At 70.7% G+C, this 14,581-nt stretch carries 16 protein-coding genes; 5 read left to right on the top strand and 11 right to left on the bottom strand.

Annotated features, from left to right (window positions below):
* The first annotated feature begins 143 nt into the window (after positions 1 to 143).
* From AB0D93_RS24100 to AB0D93_RS24115, 4 genes are all read left to right on the top strand, one after another.
* Complete coding sequence (locus AB0D93_RS24100) at positions 144 to 1,622, top strand: AlkA N-terminal domain-containing protein (protein WP_362122506.1); 1,479 nt, start codon at positions 144 to 146, stop codon at positions 1,620 to 1,622.
* Positions 1,623 to 1,648: 26 nt separating this feature from the next.
* Positions 1,649 to 2,137 (top strand): methylated-DNA--[protein]-cysteine S-methyltransferase, encoded by a 489-nt coding sequence (locus AB0D93_RS24105; protein ID WP_362122508.1) that lies wholly within the window; start codon positions 1,649 to 1,651, stop codon positions 2,135 to 2,137.
* 85 nt (positions 2,138 to 2,222) lie between these two features.
* Positions 2,223 to 2,927 (top strand): pentapeptide repeat-containing protein, encoded by a 705-nt coding sequence (locus AB0D93_RS24110; protein WP_362122510.1) that lies wholly within the window; start codon positions 2,223 to 2,225, stop codon positions 2,925 to 2,927.
* A gap of 2 nt (positions 2,928 to 2,929) precedes the next feature.
* Positions 2,930 to 3,439, top strand: coding sequence for a hypothetical protein (locus tag AB0D93_RS24115; RefSeq protein WP_362122512.1), 510 nt, complete (start codon positions 2,930 to 2,932; stop codon positions 3,437 to 3,439).
* A 42-nt stretch (positions 3,440 to 3,481) separates the two neighbouring features.
* On the opposite strand, the gene AB0D93_RS24120 is transcribed toward AB0D93_RS24115, so the two are convergent.
* The 5 genes from AB0D93_RS24120 to AB0D93_RS24140 form a co-directional block, all read right to left on the bottom strand.
* A complete protein-coding gene (locus AB0D93_RS24120) occupies positions 3,482 to 3,793 on the bottom strand; it encodes a hypothetical protein (RefSeq protein ID WP_362122514.1) in 312 nt (103 codons plus the stop codon).
* On the bottom strand, positions 3,793 to 3,969 hold the full coding sequence (locus AB0D93_RS24125) for a hypothetical protein (RefSeq protein ID WP_362122516.1): 177 nt from the start codon (positions 3,967 to 3,969) through the stop codon (positions 3,793 to 3,795). Before AB0D93_RS24125 ends, AB0D93_RS24120 begins: the two co-directional genes overlap by 1 nt.
* Positions 3,970 to 4,083: 114 nt before the next feature.
* Positions 4,084 to 4,821: a Sir2 family NAD-dependent protein deacetylase gene (locus tag AB0D93_RS24130; protein ID WP_362122518.1), complete on the bottom strand. Its 738-nt coding sequence runs from the start codon at positions 4,819 to 4,821 to the stop codon at positions 4,084 to 4,086.
* A 374-nt stretch (positions 4,822 to 5,195) separates the two neighbouring features.
* Positions 5,196 to 5,690, bottom strand: coding sequence for an NUDIX hydrolase (locus AB0D93_RS24135; RefSeq protein ID WP_362122520.1), 495 nt, complete (start codon positions 5,688 to 5,690; stop codon positions 5,196 to 5,198).
* 28 nt (positions 5,691 to 5,718) lie between these two features.
* A complete protein-coding gene (locus AB0D93_RS24140) occupies positions 5,719 to 6,786 on the bottom strand; it encodes an ADP-ribosylglycohydrolase family protein (protein ID WP_362122522.1) in 1,068 nt (355 codons plus the stop codon).
* A 165-nt stretch (positions 6,787 to 6,951) separates the two neighbouring features.
* Between AB0D93_RS24140 and AB0D93_RS24145 the strand changes: the two genes are divergently transcribed.
* Positions 6,952 to 8,103, top strand: coding sequence for a glycerate kinase (locus AB0D93_RS24145; protein WP_362122524.1), 1,152 nt, complete (start codon positions 6,952 to 6,954; stop codon positions 8,101 to 8,103).
* 88 nt (positions 8,104 to 8,191) lie between these two features.
* Here AB0D93_RS24145 and pssA read toward each other — a convergent pair whose 3' ends face one another.
* The 6 genes from pssA to AB0D93_RS24175 form a co-directional block, all read right to left on the bottom strand.
* On the bottom strand, positions 8,192 to 9,013 hold the full coding sequence (gene pssA, locus AB0D93_RS24150; protein ID WP_362122815.1) for a CDP-diacylglycerol--serine O-phosphatidyltransferase: 822 nt from the start codon (positions 9,011 to 9,013) through the stop codon (positions 8,192 to 8,194).
* Between the two features lie 22 nt (positions 9,014 to 9,035).
* Positions 9,036 to 9,692 (bottom strand): phosphatidylserine decarboxylase, encoded by a 657-nt coding sequence (locus tag AB0D93_RS24155; protein WP_067127091.1) that lies wholly within the window; start codon positions 9,690 to 9,692, stop codon positions 9,036 to 9,038.
* A 168-nt stretch (positions 9,693 to 9,860) separates the two neighbouring features.
* Entirely contained in the window at positions 9,861 to 11,066 is a 1,206-nt protein-coding gene (locus AB0D93_RS24160; RefSeq protein WP_362122526.1) for an acyl-CoA dehydrogenase family protein, read from the bottom strand.
* Between the two features lie 3 nt (positions 11,067 to 11,069).
* Positions 11,070 to 11,582 (bottom strand): MaoC family dehydratase, encoded by a 513-nt coding sequence (locus AB0D93_RS24165; RefSeq protein WP_019757884.1) that lies wholly within the window; start codon positions 11,580 to 11,582, stop codon positions 11,070 to 11,072.
* Positions 11,583 to 11,587: 5 nt separating this feature from the next.
* Complete coding sequence (locus tag AB0D93_RS24170; protein ID WP_362122529.1) at positions 11,588 to 12,550, bottom strand: CoA ester lyase; 963 nt, start codon at positions 12,548 to 12,550, stop codon at positions 11,588 to 11,590.
* A complete protein-coding gene (locus AB0D93_RS24175) occupies positions 12,547 to 14,574 on the bottom strand; it encodes a protein meaA (RefSeq protein WP_362122531.1) in 2,028 nt (675 codons plus the stop codon). Before AB0D93_RS24175 ends, AB0D93_RS24170 begins: the two co-directional genes overlap by 4 nt.
* Positions 14,575 to 14,581 lie beyond the last annotated feature (7 nt).

Below are 14,581 nucleotides of genomic sequence, written 5' to 3' on the forward strand. Positions count from 1 at the left end.
CGGCCCGCCCACGGCACCGACCGACGCCCCCGTCCCCGGACCGCCACCACCCGGCCTGCCGGATCGGAATCCCGCCAGGCCCACGAACGCTGGTGTCGGATTTCCGCCAGCGATCGCCGCCCGCGTTGGCCGATGCTGGAGGCATGCAGACAGCGACGCACCTCGACCGGGAGCACTGCGTACGCGCCGTGCAGTCCAAGGACGCGCGGTTCGACGGGTGGTTCTTCACGGCTGTCCTGACCACCCGAATCTACTGCCGGCCCAGCTGCCCCGTCGTGCCGCCCAAGCCGGAGAACATGACCTTCTACCCGAGCGCGGCCGCCTGCCAGCAGGCCGGGTTCCGGGCCTGCAAGCGCTGCCGCCCGGACACCAGCCCCGGTTCCCCGGAGTGGAACCAGCGCGCCGACCTCGTCGCCCGCGCCATGCGGCTCATCGCCGACGGCGTCGTGGACCGCGACGGCGTGCCCGGACTCGCCGCCCGGCTCGGCTACAGCACCCGCCAGGTGGAGCGGCAGCTCCTCGCCGAACTCGGCGCCGGCCCCCTCGCGCTCGCCCGCGCCCAGCGCGCCCAGACCGCGCGGCTGCTCATCGAGACCACCTCGCTGCCCATGGCGGAGATCGCCTTCGCGGCCGGTTTCTCCTCCATCCGCACCTTCAACGACACCGTCCGCGAGGTGTTCGCCCTGACCCCGAGCGAGCTGCGGGCCCGGGCGCCGCGGTCCGGGGCCGGCACGCCCGGCGCGCTCAGCCTGCGGCTGCCGTTCCGCGCCCCGCTCAACCCCTCCAACCTCTTCGGTCACCTCGCCGCCACGGCCGTACCCGGCGTGGAGGAGTGGTGCGACGGCGCCTACCGGCGCACCCTGCGCCTGCCGTACGGCCACGGGATCGTCTCCCTGGCCCCTCGCCCCGACCACATCGCCTGCCGCCTCACCCTCAGCGACCTGCGCGACCTGACCGTGGCGATCAGCCGCTGCCGCCGCCTGCTCGACCTGGACGCCGACCCCGTCGCCGTCGACGACCGGCTGCGCGCCGACCCACTGCTCGCCCCGCTGGTCGACCGGGCTCCCGGCCGCCGGGTGCCGCGCACGGTCGACGAGGCCGAGTTCGCCGTCCGCGCCGTGCTCGGGCAGCAGGTGTCCACGGCCGCCGCCCGTACCCACGCGGCCCGGCTGGTCAGGGCGCACGGCAAGCCGCTGGACGACCCCGAAGGGGGGCTCACCCATCTCTTCCCGTCCCCCGAAGCGCTGGCGGAGACCGACCCCGAGCACCTGGCGATGCCCCGCACCCGGCGTACCACCTTCACCACGCTGGTCCGCCAACTCGCCGAAGGAACACTTCACTTGGGCGTCGAATCCGACTGGCCCGAAGCCCGCGCCCGGCTCCTCTCCCTGCCCGGCTTCGGCCCCTGGACGGTCGACGTCATCGCCATGCGCGCCCTCGGCGATCCGGACGCCTTCCTCCCCACCGACCTCGGCATCCGGCGCGCGGCGGGAGAGCTGGGCCTGCCCGCCACCCCGGCCGCGCTGACCGCCCGCGCGGAGGCGTGGCGGCCGTGGCGGGCGTACGCCGTGCAGTACCTGTGGGCGACCGACGGTCACCCGATCAACTTCCTGCCCGTGTAAGAAGGATTGTGTAAGAAGGATTCCCCGTGACGTTCCACACCGAGATCGACAGCCCGTACGGCCCGCTGACCCTGGTCGCCCACGACGGCGCCCTGTGCGGCCTGTACATGACCGGCCAGCGGCACCGCCCGCCCGAGGAGGACTTCGGCCAGCGCGACGACGACCTGCCCTGCTTCGCCGCGGCGAGGGAGCAGCTGGCGGCCTACTTCGCGGGCGAGTTGAAGCAGTTCACCCTCGAACTCACCCTGCGCGGAACCCCCTTCCAGCGCAGCGTCTGGCACGAGCTCACCCGCATCCCCTACGGCGAGACCCGCACCTACGGCCAACTCGCCGACTCCCTCGGCAATCCCCGGGCCTCGCGCGCGGTCGGCCTCGCCAACGGCAGGAACCCCGTCGGCATCATCGTCCCCTGCCACCGCGTCATCGGCGCGGGCGGCGGCCTCACCGGCTACGGCGGCGGACTGGACCGCAAGCGGCGGCTGCTGGACTTCGAGCGAGCCGGCGCGCTCTTCTGAACCCGCCCTCGGCGTACGCCACTTCCGTTCGCCGTCTTGTATGGTCGCGTCGGGTGGGGGGCGGGCTCTCGGCGTCAGGGGTGAGATGGCAGCCAGCGACGTTCAGGTCTGGACGGGCATCGTCGGAACCTTCGCCACCGTCGGCGTCAGCGTGCTGGGAGTCCTCAACTTCCAGCGCAGACGCGACAGGTCAGCGGCGGTCGGAACGGCGTTCAGGGACGTCATGGAGGCGCTGGCCTCGGACAACTCGACCCAGCAGATGGCCGCCGCGATCCTCATGCGCCGGTTCTTCGACACCAACGCGGAACAGGGGGCGGGCCGCACACCGTACGCCAACGAGGCGGTCGCCGTGATCACCGGACTGCTACGGGAAGCCGGGACGGGCCCCATACAGAAGGTCCTCGCCGACGGGCTCCGGTACGCCCCCTCCCTCGCCCGGGCAGACCTGCAGGGCTGCAACCTGACGCGCGCCTACCTCGGCCGCAAGGAGGGCGACCGGAGGACCGTCGATCTCACCCAGGCCGATCTCTTCGAGGCCGATCTCACGGGCGCGTCCTTGAAGGAAGTCGTCGCCCCGGGAGCCGTCTTCTACCGGGCGAAGCTCGAGGGCGCCGTTCTGTCCGGCGCGGTGCTGTCCGGCGCGGACTTCCGGGAAGCTCGGCTGACCGGTGCCCATTTCGCGGGGGCGCGGCTCGGGGGAGCACAGTTCTCCGGGGCCCTCGACGTTCCCGCGAACATAATGGCCCTGTTGGATTCCGACGGCAGAGTAGTCAGCGAAGAACCCGTATGAACATGAGCACAGCCGCACCCTGCCGGGTCTTCCTCGGAGCACCGTCGGTGCTCACCGCGGAACAGGAGCCGGAACTGGAACGCTGGGTGGCCTGGATCGAACAGCAGGGGAGCGAGGTCGTCCGGCTGAGCCGGGACGCCTACGGCGAGGATCCCTGGCGCGCGCTGACCCGGCTGTTGCGGGAGGTCGACGGTGTCGTGCTGCTCGGGTTCCGGCAGCTCGACGCCCGTAACGCCGTCTGGCGGCCGGACACCAAGGAGGAAGACGCCTCGGCGGGTTGGTGGACCACTCCCTGGCTGCACATCGAGGCCGGGATGGCAGTGGCCCTGGGGCTGCCGCTGCTCGTCGCGCCCGAGACGGACGTCGAGGACGGCGTGTTCCACCCCGACGTCTGGGGCACCCAGGTGAGCGGTACCGAGCTGAGCCCCCCGGGGACGGGGGCCGACGACTGGCTGAACGCCGTCCGCGCACACCGCGACCACCGCGCCGGAACCAGTCGGGACCAGCGCTGAAACAGTCGTCGGCGCAAGTGCGGGACGGGTGGCGCGGCCGGCTCAGCCGCCCGTCGCCCAGCGCACCGAGGCGACCACGCCGAGCAGCAGAGCCGGTCCCACCCACCACCAGCGCATGACCCGACGCACCGGCGGCAGTGCCCACACGGCCACCGCTGCCGCGGCCGCCCCGATGGTCAGGACGCACGACAGGACGATGCCCGCAGAGGCGTCGTCGTCCCACGGACCGGAAGGGCGGATCGTGAGAGCCGTCCAGCAGAAGTACCCGGCGATGAGGGTGAGAAGGGCCAGAGGCACGGCGAGCACCAGGAGGAGGCAGCCCCGGTCGTCGTCCACACGGGCAGGATCGGTCATCAGCGCAGCGCACCCCTCGCGTCGTTCAGGTTGTTCATGAAGCCACGCCCGTAGGCCTGGGCGTCGCCGCTCTGCCAGTACGGGCCGCCGTTGTAACGCGAGGCGAGCTCCCGGTACTGGGCCGGCGTCATTTCCTCGGCCGGCACATCGGCGAACTCGCTCTCCGCCTTGAGCACTGCTTCGAACAGTCAGTCGATCATCTCGTTGGGGAGTGCTTTACGGAAGCCGAACCATCTCTTGGTGAAGTGAGGCGTCGCATCACTCCACCCGACCTCGTGGTGCGCGTCTCGCTAGCGATCAGCCCCGGTACGCAACGTGCGCAAGAATGCGGGCAGTGCGGTGCCGATCGGCTCGCGTACGACCTCGTCGGCGAGTTCGTCGTACGGCGTCGGTTCGGCGTTGATGATGATCAGGCGGGCGCCGTGGTCGGCGGCGATCCCGACGAGCCCGGCGGCGGGCTGGACTTGCAGGCTGCTGCCTACGGCGAGGAAGACGGTGCAGGCCTTGCTGATGGACACCGCCTCGCCGAGGACGACCGGGTCGAGTCGCTCGCCGAACATGACGGTCGCCGACTTCAGGATGCCTCCGCATTCCAGGCACGCGGGGTCGTCCTCGCCGGCCTCGACGCGGGCGAGGGCGTCCTCCATCGGCCCGCGCGCATGGCACCGGGTGCACACGACCCCGCGTGCGCTGCCGTGCAGTTCGAGGACCTTGCGGGCGGGCATGCCGGCGAGCTGGTGCAGTCCGTCCACGTTCTGGGTGATGACCCGCACCGGGACGCCGGACTTCTCCAGTTCGGCGACGGCCCGGTGCGCGGCGTTCGGCTCCGCGTCGAGCGTGCGGTTCTTCCGCCGCATCTGCCAGGACCGCCGCCGGATCTCCGGGTCGCTCATGTAGTACTCGTACGTCACGAGCTTCTCGGCCTCGGGGTCCCGCCGCCACAGCCCGTTCGGCCCGCGGTAGTCCGGGATGCCGGAGTCGGTCGAGATGCCTGCGCCGCTCAGCACGGCGACGAGGGGCTTGGTCATGTCGTCGAGGGTAGGCGGGGCGGCCGCGCCCCCGCGAACGGATATCGCCCCGGTCCCCAAACCCGAGCGCACCCCGACACGTGCGCTGCCGCGAGCAGGACCGCGCAGTGCTGAGCGGAGCCGGCATCACCCGACTTGTCTCGCATCCGCCCAGACCGGCGAGAACCTCCCCGGGCCTGAGCCGGCCCCGTCCACATCCGTCCCGAGATCAGGCCGGGCCTGGCCCGGGTTCTGTCCAGGTCCGGTCCCGGACCGCGCCGAGGTGCGCGGCGTGGGCTCGGGGGCCGGGGTGTCGGCCCGTCGGCCGGCGGCAGTGACCGGTAACGAGGGTGAGCAGGGCCGGCGCGGGCGCGGTCAGTTGCCGGCGGGGCCGGTCATGCCACCCGGTGGCCGTTCTCCAGTTCCGCGGTGCCGGAGCCGTCCGCGAGGACGTCCAGCGCGGTCAGGACGCGGCGGCCGAGGGCGCCGGGCAGACGGGTGGTGATCTCCTCGCGCGGGACCAGGCGCCAGGACAGCAGTTCCTCCTCCTGCAGCCGGATCGCCTTCAGGTCGGCGTCCGTGACTACTCCGCCGTCGTAGAGGTACGCCACCAGCGGCGGCCGGCCGGCGCCGTGCACCCAGTCGACGGCGAGCAGCCGCCCGAGCTCCCGGTCGAGCCCGATCTCCTCCAGCGTCTCCCGGCGGGCCCCCTGGCGCGGGGTCTCCCCGTCGTCCGACTCGATCGTGCCGCCCGGAAGCGCCCAGCCCTCGCGGTAGTTGGGCTCGACCAGCAGCACCCGCCCCTCGGCGTCCCGGAAGAGCGCGGCCGCACCGGCGAGGACACGGGGCAGGCTCGCGATGTACGCGGCGAAGTCACCAGTCGTGGTCATTGGTGAAGGGTAACCAGGCGCGCACCGGCTACGGCCCGGTGGTCGCCAGGCGCAGGGTGCGTTCCGCCAGCGCACTGATCCGTACGCCGTCGAAGCCGAACACCGCGCTCCGTACCGTGTCCTGAAGCGGGTCCTTCCACTGGGCGGGAATCGCGTCCGCGCCGGTGAGTACGCCGACCACGGAGCCGGCCGTGGCCCCGTTGGAGTCGGTGTCCAGGCCGCCGCGCACGGTCAGGGCGATGGTCCGGGTGAAGTCGCCCTCGCCGTACAGCAGCCCCGCCGTGAGGACGGCGGCGTTCGGGACGGTGTGGATCCAGCCGAGCCCGGCGGTCTCCGCGGCCAGTGTCGCCAGGGTCTCCTCCCAGGGCAGCCGCGTCTCGTACAGGCTGATGACCCGCCGTACCGCACGGGCCAGTCGGCTACTCGCCGGGATCACGCCGAGCGCGCTCTCCAGCGCGTCCCGCACGGTCGGCGCGGTGAACGCCGCCGAGATCAGCGCCGCCGCCCACATCGCGCCGTACACGCCGTTCCCGGTGTGCGAGAGCACCGCGTCCCGGCGGGCGAGGCCGGCGGCGCCCACCGGGTCGCCGGGGCGGGTCCAGCCGTGCACGTCGGCGCGGATGAGGGCGCCGATCCACTCCTGGTACGGGTTGTCGTACGTCGCCGTCAGCGGCGGCTTCAGCCCGTTCGCGAGATTGCGGTACGCCGCCCGTTCCGCGGTGAAGGTCTGCAGGTACGGCAGCCGCAGCAGCCACAGCTCGCCGACCTGCTCGGTGCTGAACCCGAAGCCGTACGTCTCCAGCAGGTGCAGCCCGAGGATCGCGTAGTCGACGTCGTCGTCGCGCACGCTGCCGTGGATCCGGCCGCGCACACAGGCCCGCCACTCCGGGCGCAGTACGGCGCCGTCGGCCGGGTCGGCGGGTCCGGGCAGATAGTCGGTGAGCGGCAGCGCCTCGGCCTTGCGCAGATAGCGGTCGATGCGCTCGCGCGTCCACACCTCGCCCTGCTCGACGGGCTTGCCGAGCATGTTGCCCGCGATCCGGCCGAGCCAGCCGCCGTGGACGCGGTCGGCGAGAGCCGCTCCGGTTCGGGTCATGGCTGGGGTCTACCCGTTTTTCCCAGGGTGTTCTCAGCGGCTTCCCAGCCTTCGGTCATGGCATGACGAGGGGGCTCTCCTCCGGTTAAGGTCGCAGCGGCGCGACTGGCCCTGACGTGCGCGGGGCCCGGAGAGCAAGGGGAAAGCAAGGTGGCGGACGCTGCAGTGAACGAGACCCGTCGGGTGCTCATCGCCGCGGACAAGTTCAAGGGCTCGCTGACGGCCGTGCAGGTCGCCGAGCGGGTGACGGCCGGGCTGCGCCGGGTCGTGCCGGATCTGACGGTCGAGGCGCTGCCCGTGGCCGACGGCGGCGACGGGACCGTGGACGCGGCGGTCGCGGCCGGTTTCGAACGGCGGGAGGTCCGGGTCGCCGGGCCGCTGGGCCAGGAGGTGACCGCCGCGTTCGCGCTGCGCGGCGACACCGCGGTCGTGGAGATGGCCGAGGCGAGCGGCCTGCAGCGTCTCCCGGCCGGCGTCTTCGCGCCCCTGACGGCCTCCACGTACGGCTCCGGCGAGCTGCTGCGGGCCGCGCTGGACGCGGGCGCCCGGACGATCGTGTTCGGCGTCGGCGGCAGCGCCACGACGGACGGCGGCGCGGGCATGCTGTCCGCGCTGGGCGCGCGCTTCCTGACCGAGGGCGGCGAGCCGGTGACGCCGGGCGGCGGTGGGCTGGCGGACCTCGCCCGCGCCGACCTGTCCGGCCTGGACCCGCGGCTGTCCTCGGTGGAGCTGGTGCTGGCCAGCGACGTCGACAACCCGCTGACCGGGCCGAAGGGCGCGCCGGCGGTGTACGGCCCGCAGAAGGGCGCCTCCCCGGACGACGTGGAGACCCTGGACGCGGCGCTGGCCCACTTCGCCAAGGTGCTGGAGGCCGAGGCCGGGCCGCGGGCGGCGGAGTACGCGGCGTCCCCGGGCGCGGGGGCCGCGGGCGGCATCGGCTACGGCGCCCTCCTCCTGGGCGCCCGCTTCCGCCCCGGCATCGAGGTCATGCTGGACGTCCTCGGCTTCGCGCCCGCGCTGGGACGGGCCACTCTGGTGATCACCGGTGAGGGGTCGCTGGACGAGCAGACGCTGCACGGGAAGGCGCCGGCGGGGGTGGCCGCCGCGGCCCGCTCCGCGGGAAGGACGGTGGTGGCGGTGTGCGGACGGCTGGCTCTGTCGCCGGAGGCGTTGGGGCGGGCGGGAATCGAGCGGGCGTACCCGCTGACGTCCGTCGAGCCCGACGTGGCCAAGTGCATCGCGGACGCGGGGCCGATCCTGGAGCGGGTCGCCGTGCGCATCGCCGAGGACTACCTGGGCGAGGACTACGCGGGCTGAGGTCCCTGGGGGCGGAGCCTCCAGGTGGGCCGCACGAGCGAGGGGCCCCGGACCATTGCCTGGTCCGGGGCCCCTCGTACAAGCGCCGCTACGGCAGTTGCGCCGCCCGCGACTCCCGCCGGTTGTCGCGGAAGTTGTTCACCCTCCGAGCCGTGGCGAACAACGGGATCACCGCGCCCATGACCAGCTGGAGCGCACAGCCCGTCTGCAGGAGCAGCTGGCCGCTCGGGGCGTCGAAGGCCCACGCCGCCAGCAGACCCATGGACAGGACGATCCAGGACAGCATCGCGCCGGCCAGCCGCCCCCTGGGCTTCGGGTACTCGACCCGGCTCACCATCAGCCACGCCGTACCGAGAATGGCCAGCAGCGTCGCCACGAAGGGCAGCTCCAGCAGGACGATGGAGACCACCGTCAGCGCGCCGAACGGCGAGGGCATGCCCTGGAACATGCCGTCCTTCATCGTCACGCAGGAGAAGCGCGCCAGCCGGAGGACGACCGCGAGGAGCACCACGATTGCCCCCAGCGCCGCCATTCTCTGGTGCGCGTCGTCCGCGACCATGCCGTAGACGAGCACGAAGTACGCCGGTGCGAGCCCGAAGCTGATCAGGTCGGACAGGTTGTCCAGCTCCGCACCCATGGGCGAGGAGCGCAGCTTGCGCGCCACCAGTCCGTCGAACAGGTCGAAGACGGCCGCGCAGAGCATCAGGATGACGGCCGTGGCGGCGCTGTGCCGCGCCATGCCCGTGGACTCGTCGTTCCCTGTCAGGTGCGGGATCAGGATGCCGGTGGTGGTGAAGTACACCGCCATGAAGCCGCACGTGGCATTGCCCAGGGTGAGGGTGTCCGCTATCGACAGGCGGAGAGAGAGGGGCATCTCCTCCTCGTCGTCCACTTCGTCGGCCTCGGGCACCCAGCCGGCCTGGGTCTCCGGATCAATCACGGTCAATGCGAGTCACCCCAGCCACGGTCTTCTGTCCGACCTCGACCGCGACCTCCACGCCCTCGGGCAGGTAGAGGTCGACACGCGAGCCGAAGCGGATCAGACCGATACGGTCGCCCTGCTCGACCTTCGTGCCCTCAGGGATGTAGGGCACGATGCGGCGGGCCACCGCGCCGGCGATCTGGATCATCTCGATGTCGCCGAGTTCGGTGTCGAAATGCCAGACTACGCGCTCGTTGTTCTCGCTCTCCTTGTTGAAAGCCGGAACAAAGCCGCCGGGGATGTGCTCGACGGACGTCACCGTGCCCGCGAGGGGCGCGCGGTTGACGTGGACGTTCAGCGGGCTCATGAAGATCGCGACGCGGGTGCGACCGTCCTTCCACGGCATGATGCTCTGCACCACGCCGTCGGCGGGCGAGATCACCCGGCCGGAGCCGATCTCGCGCTCGGGGTCGCGGAAGAACCACAGCATGCCCGCGGCGAGCGCGGTGGCGGGCACGGCCACGGCCTTCGCCGCGCCGGAGCGGCGGGCGCGGGCCAGGCTGAGGGCTGCGGTGGCGACGGTCGGGAGAAGCCACGGCGATGCTCCGCGCGCGAGGCGTACGCCGGCTCGGCTGTCGCGAGGTGCAGAGGTTTGGCTGTGGGGCATGGATGACCTTCGTAGCGGATGATGCCGCGCAAGACGGGGGACGGCGGCTTTCCGGGATCGTACCGGTCGCGGGCTGCAACTGGGCAAGCCAGGCAGCCGAGTCGGCGGCCGAAGAGCGTCTACGGGGTGTGATCTTCTTCTCGAAGAAAACACCCCGTATCCGGACAATCAGCCCTGGAACCGATACTCTTCGAGCAGTCTGCGCCCGATGATCATTTTCTGGATCTCGGCGGTACCTTCACCGATGAGCAGCATCGGGGCCTCGCGGTAGAGGCGCTCGATCTCGTACTCCTTGGAGAAGCCGTAGCCGCCGTGGATCCGGAAGGCGTCCTCCACGACCTCCTTGCAGTACTCGGAGGCGAGGTACTTCGCCATCCCGGCCTCGAGGTCGTTTCGCTCGCCGGAGTCCTTCTTACGTGCCGCGTTGACCATCATCGCATGCGCGGCCTCGACCTTGGTGCCCATCTCCGCCAGCTTGAACTGGATGGCCTGGTGCTGGGCGATCGGCTTGCCGAACGTGTGCCGCTGCTGGGCGTACTGGACGCCGAGCTCGAAGGCGCGCTGGGCGACGCCACAGCCACGGGCCGCTACGTTGACCCGGCCGACCTCGACCCCGTCCATCATTTGGTAAAAACCTCGGCCGGTGACGCCGCCGAGCACCCGATCGGCCGGAAGGCGCAGGCCGTCCATGATCAGCTCGGTGGTGTCGACGCCCTTGTAGCCCATCTTCTCGATCTTGCCGGGGATGGTGAGGCCCGGGCGGACCTCGCCGAAGCCCGGCTCCTTCTCGATCAGGAAGGTCGTCATCGACTTGTGGGGCGCCGTGCCCTCGGGGTGACCCTCGTCACTCCGGACGAGAACCGCCACCAGGGACGAGGTGCCGCCGTTCGTCAGCCACATCTTCTGGCCGTTCAGGACGTACTCGTCGCCGTCCTTGACCGCCTTCGAGGTGATCGCCGACACGTCCGAGCCCAGGGCCGGCTCCGACATCGAGAAGGCGCCCCGGATGTCACCGGCCGCCATCCTCGGCAGGAAGTGGTCCTTCTGCTCCTGCGTGCCGTGCTGCTTGAGCATGTACGCGACGATGAAGTGCGTGTTGATGATGCCGGACACCGACATCCAGCCGCGGGCGATCTCCTCCACGCACAGCGCGTAGGTGAGCAGTGACTCGCCCAGGCCCCCGTACTCCTCGGGGATCATCAGACCGAACAGGCCGAGTTCCTTCAGGCCGTCCACGATCTGCTGCGGGTACTCGTCGCGGTGCTCCAGCTCGGTCGCGACAGGAATGATCTCCTTGTCGACAAAGTCCCGGACGGTGGAGAGGATCTCCTGCTGGACGTCGGTCAGACCGGCGGTCTGGGCGAGACGGGCCATGGCCTACTTCTCCTGCTGCTTCAGTTCCGGGCGGCCGGGCTGCTCGCCGCCGCGCTCCTTGATGTACGTCTCGGTCGGCACCATGACCTTGCGGCGGAACACGCAGACCAGGGTGCCGTCCTGCTTGTAGCCCTTGGTCTCGACGTAGACGATCCCGCGGTCGTTCTTCGACTTCGACGGCCACTTGTCCAGCACCGTCGTCTCGCCGTAGATCGTGTCGCCGTGGAAGGTCGGCGCCACGTGCTTGAGCGACTCGATCTCCAGGTTGGCGATCGCCTTGCCGGAGATGTCCGGCACGCTCATGCCGAGCAGCAGGGAGTAGATGTAGTTGCCGACGACGACGTTCTTGCCGAAGTCCGTCGTCTTCTCCGCATAGTTCGTGTCCATGTGGAGCGGGTGGTGGTTCATGGTGAGGAGACAGAACAGGTGGTCGTCGTACTCCGTGACCGTCTTGCCCGGCCAGTGCTTGTACGTCGCCCCGACCTCGAACTCCTCGTAGGTGCGTCCGAACTGCATCGCGCTCAGGCCTCCGGGATCTCGAACTTCGACGTGCGCTGCATGCCGGCGGCCCGGCCCTTGCCGGAGATGACCAGGGCCATCTTGCGGCTGGCCTCGTCGATCATCTCGTCGCCGAGCATCGCGGAGCCCTTCTTGCCGCCCGCCTCGGACGTGTAGTAGTCGTACGCGTCCAGGATCAGCTCGGCGTGGTCGTAGTCCTCCTGCGAGGGCGAGAAGATCTCGTTGGACGCCTCGACCTGGCCCGGGTGCAGCACCCACTTGCCGTCGAAGCCGAGCGCGGCGGCGCGCTGGGCGACCGCGCGGTAGCCGTCGATGTTGCGGATCTGCAGGTAGGGGCCGTCGATCGCCTGGAGGTTGTTGGCGCGGGCGGCCATCAGGATCTTCATCAGGATGTAGTGGTAGGCGTCCGCCGGGTAGCCGGGCGGCTGCTCGCCCACGACCAGCGACTTCATGTTGATGGAGGCCATGAAGTCGGCCGGGCCGAAGATGATCGTCTCGACGCGCGGGGAGGCCTGCGCGATCGCGTTGACGTTGTTCAGGCCCTGCGCGTTCTCGATCTGCGCCTCGATGCCGATCTTGCCGACCTCGAAGCCCATGGTCTTCTCGATCTGGGTGAGCAGGAGGTCGAGCGCGACGACCTGCTCGGCCGTCTGCACCTTCGGCAGCATGATGCAGTCGAGGTTCTGGCCGGCGCCCTCGACGACGGTCACGACGTCACGGTACGTCCACTCGGTCGTCCAGTCGTTGACACGCACGACGCGCGTCTTGCCCGTCCAGTCGCCCTCGTTGAGGAACTTGACGATGGTGTGCCGCGCCTCGGGCTTGGCGAGCGGCGCGCAGGCGTCCTCCAGGTCCAGGAAGACCTGGTCCGCCGGGAGGCCCTGCGCCTTCTCCAGGAAGCGCGGGTTCGAGCCCGGCACGGCCAGGCAGGAGCGCCGCGGGCGAAGGCGGTTGACGGTCGTCATGCGGGGACCTCCAGGGGGTCGAGCTTGTTCGCTTTCCGGATCTCGTCGACGATTCGGCCGATGATTCCGGTGATGTCGAAGTCCTTCGGGGTGAAGACGGCGGCCACTCCGGCTTCCTTCAGCTGCGCGGCGTCACCATTCGGGATGATGCCACCGGCGATCACCGGTATATCTGTGGCACCGGCCACACGGAGGCGTTGGAGCACGTCCGGCACCAGCTGGGCGTGCGAGCCGGACAGGATCGACAGGCCGACCGCGTGCACGTCCTCGGCGAGGGCGGCGTCCACGATCTGCTCCGGCGTCAGCCGGATGCCCTGGTAGACCACCTCGAAGCCGGCGTCACGCGCGCGTACGGCGATCTGTTCGGCGCCGTTGGAGTGCCCGTCCAGGCCCGGCTTGCCGACCAGGAAGCGCAGCTTGCCGACACCGAGGTCGCGGGCGGTGGCGTCGACCTTGCCGCGCACCTCGGCGAGGGCGGAGCCCGGCTCGGCGGCGACGGCCACCGGTGCGGACGAGACCCCGGTGGGCGCCCGGAACTCGCCGAACACCTCGCGCAGCGCGCCCGCCCACTCGCCGGTCGTGACCCCGGCGCGGGCGCACTCCAGCGTGGCCTCCATCAGGTTGTCGGTGCCCTTGGCGGCCTCCTTCAGCCGCTCCAGCGCCTTGCAGGGCCGAGGGTGGTTGAAGGGCGGCTGGTAGCGGGTGTCGCGCCAGTTCTGCAGCCCGGCGATGACCCGGGCCTCGACCGCCGGGTCCACCGTCATGATCGCGGTGTCCAGGTCGGCCGTCAGCGGGTTCGGCTCGGTGCCCTCGAAGGCGTTGACACCGATGATCTTCTCCTCGCCGGACTCGATCCGGGCCCGGCGCTCGGCGTGCGAGGAGACCAGCTGGGACTTCAGGTAGCCGGACTCCACGGCGGCCATGGCGCCGCCCATCTCCTGGATGCGGTCGATCTCCGCGAGGGAGTCGGCGACCAGTTGCTCCACCTTCGCCTCGATCACCTTCGAGCCCTCGAAGATGTCGTCGTACTCCAGCAGGTCGCTCTCGTACGCCAGCACCTGCTGGATGCGCAGGCTCCACTGCTGGTCCCAGGGCCGGGGGAGGCCCAGCGCCTCGTTCCAGGCCGGCAGCTGCACGGCACGCGCGCGTGCGTCCTTCGACAGCGTCACGGCGAGCATCTCCAGCACGATCCGCTGGACGTTGTTCTCCGGCTGCGCCTCGGTCAGACCGAGCGAGTTGACCTGGACGCCGTACCGGAACCGCCGGTGCTTGGGGTTCTCGATGCCGTACCGCTCACGGGTGACCTTGTCCCAGATGCGGCCGAACGCCCGCATCTTGCACATCTCCTCGATGAAGCGGACACCCGCGTTCACGAAGAAGGAGATGCGGGCGACCACGTCACCCATGCGCTCCTGCGGCACCTGGCCGGAGTCGCGCACGGCGTCGAGAACGGCGATGGCGGTGGACATCGCGTACGCGATCTCCTGCACCGGCGTGGCCCCGGCCTCCTGCAGGTGGTAGCTGCAGATGTTGATCGGGTTCCACTTCGGGATGTGGGAAACCGTGTACGCGATCATGTCCGTCGTCAGGCGGAGCGACGGTCCCGGCGGGAACACATGGGTGCCCCGGGACAGGTACTCCTTGACGATGTCGTTCTGGGTCGTGCCCTGGAGCTTGGTGATGTCCGCGCCCTGCTCCTCGGCGACGACCTGGTAGAGCGCCAGCAGCCACATCGCGGTGGCGTTGATCGTCATCGAGGTGTTCATCTGCTCCAGGGGGATGTCCTGGAACAGCCTGCGCATGTCACCGAGATGGGCCACGGGCACGCCCACCCGGCCCACCTCGCCGCGGGCGAGGATGTGGTCGGAGTCGTAACCGGTCTGCGTCGGCAGGTCGAACGCCACCGACAGACCGGTCTGCCCCTTGGCGAGGTTGCGCCGGTACAGCTCGTTGGACGCCTCCGCCGTCGAGTGGCCGGCGTACGTCCGCATGAGCCACGGACGGTCCTTCTGACGCTCTGTCATCTATGGC

The sequence above is a fragment of the Streptomyces sp. NPDC048191 genome (assembly GCF_040652655.1).
Classification (GTDB): Bacteria; Actinomycetota; Actinomycetes; order Streptomycetales; family Streptomycetaceae; genus Streptomyces.

What these genes read in the sequence shown, in the direction of transcription:
- AB0D93_RS24100 (WP_362122506.1), top strand. Translation starts at nt 144, where the DNA reads ATGCAGACAGCGACGCACCTCGACCGGGAGCACTGCGTACGCGCCGTG.
- AB0D93_RS24110 (WP_362122510.1), top strand. Translation starts at nt 2,223, where the DNA reads ATGGCAGCCAGCGACGTTCAGGTCTGGACGGGCATCGTCGGAACCTTC.
- AB0D93_RS24115 (WP_362122512.1), top strand. Translation starts at nt 2,930, where the DNA reads ATGAGCACAGCCGCACCCTGCCGGGTCTTCCTCGGAGCACCGTCGGTG.
- AB0D93_RS24120 (WP_362122514.1), bottom strand. Translation starts at nt 3,793, where the DNA reads ATGACCGATCCTGCCCGTGTGGACGACGACCGGGGCTGCCTCCTCCTG.
- AB0D93_RS24130 (WP_362122518.1), bottom strand. Translation starts at nt 4,821, where the DNA reads ATGACCAAGCCCCTCGTCGCCGTGCTGAGCGGCGCAGGCATCTCGACC.
- AB0D93_RS24135 (WP_362122520.1), bottom strand. Translation starts at nt 5,690, where the DNA reads ATGACCACGACTGGTGACTTCGCCGCGTACATCGCGAGCCTGCCCCGT.
- AB0D93_RS24140 (WP_362122522.1), bottom strand. Translation starts at nt 6,786, where the DNA reads ATGACCCGAACCGGAGCGGCTCTCGCCGACCGCGTCCACGGCGGCTGG.
- AB0D93_RS24155 (WP_067127091.1), bottom strand. Translation starts at nt 9,692, where the DNA reads ATGCCCCACAGCCAAACCTCTGCACCTCGCGACAGCCGAGCCGGCGTA.
- AB0D93_RS24160 (WP_362122526.1), bottom strand. Translation starts at nt 11,066, where the DNA reads ATGGCCCGTCTCGCCCAGACCGCCGGTCTGACCGACGTCCAGCAGGAG.
- AB0D93_RS24165 (WP_019757884.1), bottom strand. Translation starts at nt 11,582, where the DNA reads ATGCAGTTCGGACGCACCTACGAGGAGTTCGAGGTCGGGGCGACGTAC.
- AB0D93_RS24170 (WP_362122529.1), bottom strand. Translation starts at nt 12,550, where the DNA reads ATGACGACCGTCAACCGCCTTCGCCCGCGGCGCTCCTGCCTGGCCGTG.
- AB0D93_RS24175 (WP_362122531.1), bottom strand. Translation starts at nt 14,574, where the DNA reads ATGACAGAGCGTCAGAAGGACCGTCCGTGGCTCATGCGGACGTACGCC.